The following is a 2043-nucleotide window of genomic DNA, read 5'->3' on the forward strand; positions in this document are numbered from 1 at the left end:
AGAGCCCGTAGTAGATGTTGCCCGTCGCCGCGACCATCGCGAACGCCAGCGTCGGCAGGAACCCGCCGAACCAGCCATTGGCGATGTGATAGGGCAGCGACATCGAGGTATAGCGGATACGGCTGGGGAACAGTTCGACCAGCAATGCCGCGATCGGCCCGTAAACCATCGTCACCAGCAGCACGAGCGCCAGCAGGATCAGCACCACCGTCACGCGGTCGGTCTGCCCCGGATCGGCGCGCAACGGATAGCCCGCATCGGCAAGCCCCGCCTGCACCTGTCCCTGATAGGCGGTGATCGCCGCCGCACGGTTGGCGCCGGTCACGGTCGCCGGGTCGGGCGCGCCCAGAACCGCGTCGCCGATCCGTATCGCGGCGACCGTTCCCGCCGGGGCGGCGACGTTGCTGTAATTGACGCCGTTCTTCGCCAGATAAGCCTTGGCGATGTCACAACTGGTGCTGTCGAACCGGTTGCGGCCCACTGGGTCGAACTGGAACGAGCATTCGTCCTGATGCGCCACCACGCTGACCGGTGCGGTGGCGACCGCGCGCGCCAGTGCCGGATTGGCGGCGTCGGTCAGCGCGTGGAACAGCGGAAAATAGCTGAACGCCGCGATCGCGCAGCCGGTCAGGATGATCGGCTTGCGCCCGATCCTGTCCGACAGCCAGCCAAAGAAGATGAAGAACGGCGTGCCGATCGCCAGCGCGATCGCGATCAGGATGTTGGCGGTCGCGCCGTCGACCTTCAGGATTTTCTCAAGGTAGAACAGCGCATAGAATTGGCCGGTATACCAGACCACCGCCTGCCCCGCGCCCGCGCCGAACAGCGCGATCAGCACCCAGCGCAGGTTGCGCCATTGCCCGAACGCCTCCGTCAACGGCGCCTTCGACGTGGTGCCTTCGTCCTTCATCTTCTGAAACACCGGGCTTTCGGACAATTGCAGCCGAATCCACATCGACACGGCAAGCAGGACGATCGACACCAGGAACGGCACGCGCCAGCCCCAGTCGGCAAATGCTTCCTCGCCGATCGCGGTGCGAAGGCCGATGACGACCAGCAGCGCCGCGAACAGGCCCATTGTCGCCGTCGTCTGAATCCAGCTGGTGTATAGCCCGCGCTTGCCCGGTGGGGCGTGCTCGGCCACGTATGTGGCGGCGCCGCCATATTCGCCGCCCAGCGCCAGCCCCTGCATCAACCGCAACGCCACCAGGATGAACGGCGCGGCGACGCCGATCGTCGCATAGGACGGCAACAGGCCGACGGCAAAGGTCGACAGGCCCATGATGCCCATCGTCACCAGAAACGTGTTCTTGCGCCCGACCAGATCGCCGATGCGCCCGAACACCAGCGCCCCGAACGGCCGCACGGCAAAGCCCGCCGCGAATGCCGCCAGCGCCAGGATGAACCCGGTCGTCTCGTTCACGCCCGAAAAGAATTGCGCCGAGATGTAACTGGCCAGCAGGCCATAGAGATAGAAATCATACCATTCGAACACCGTCCCCAGCGACGATGCGGCGATGACCAGCTTTTCATTCTGGGTCGCCGCATGTTGCCTTGGCAGCCCGTCATCGGTCGTCGCCATCCACCTCTCCCCTTTTTATCGGCGGCAGAGAAAGCGCATTTTCCGGCAATTTCCAAGCAATGCCTTTGCCGGATCGACAAATGGTCGCACCGTTCAGCGCGCCCGGCGGCGATCGATGCTGTAATCGATGCGGATGCGGACCCACTCGCCGATCTTGGGTTGCCCGCCGATCCGGGGTGGGCGGACGCGAAACTGCCAAGCAGCCGCCAGCACCGCGCGCGCGATGTTCGACCGATCGGGCGATTCGCCCACGGCCACGCAATCCTCGACCCGGTAATCGGGCGCGGTGCGGCACGCGATCAGCCCCCATCCCGGACCCGAAGCCGTCGACAGATAGCCGCGCAGTTCCTCTGGATAAGGTTCCCGATACCACGACGCGGCGTAAAGCGGCTGGCCGTTGGGCGCCGTGCCGACGCGTTCGGTATCGCCCGGCGTCCCGGTATCGGGCGGTCCCATCACCG

At 65.4% G+C, this 2043-nt stretch carries 1 protein-coding gene and 1 pseudogene; both read right to left on the reverse strand.

What is annotated here, in order from left to right; translation table 11 throughout:
• Positions 1 to 1582: MFS transporter (locus VL973_RS12805; RefSeq protein WP_325284417.1), on the reverse strand; the 1582-nt coding region annotated here is incomplete at its 3' end.
• Positions 1583 to 1675: 93 nt separating this feature from the next.
• Positions 1676 to 2043, reverse strand: a pseudogene (locus tag VL973_RS12810) (hypothetical protein); the annotation flags it as partial.

The sequence above is a fragment of the Sphingomonas sp. genome (assembly GCF_035490575.1).
GTDB lineage: Bacteria > Pseudomonadota > Alphaproteobacteria > Sphingomonadales > Sphingomonadaceae > Sphingomonas.